1 protein-coding gene is annotated in these 303 nt (G+C 53.8%); it reads right to left on the bottom strand.

Features of this window, described 5'->3' with window-relative positions; genetic code table 11:
- The coding region (locus tag ACLJNW_RS24245) for a transposase (protein ID WP_034072152.1) at nucleotides 1-170 on the bottom strand (170 nt) is incomplete at its 3' end.
- Nucleotides 171-303: the final 133 nt, after the last annotated feature.

Below are 303 nucleotides of genomic sequence, written 5' to 3' on the forward strand. Positions count from 1 at the left end.
TCCTTCAACCGTTTGGCGTCCGCCACGGTCATACCGCCAAACTTGGCCCGCCAGGTGTAGAACGAGGCATCACTGAAGCCGTGTCGGCGACACAGTTCCTTCACCGGTACACCGGCCTCCGCCTGCTTGAGGAAGTCGAGAATCTGCTCTTCGGTAAAACGCTTTTTCACTGCCGTCTTCTGCTCGGAAAACGGACTCTACTAAGTTCGGCGTGGTACTGAAATCGGGGAGCAGGTCATTTCTTCAGCCTTGATTTGTGTTGCGGATCAAGTAGCTGAATTTTGCAGAGAGCATCACATACCC

Origin of the sequence: Salmonella sp. SAL4457 (genome assembly GCF_046548235.1) — a bacterium.
Taxonomy (GTDB): Bacteria; Pseudomonadota; Gammaproteobacteria; order Enterobacterales; family Enterobacteriaceae; genus Salmonella; species Salmonella enterica.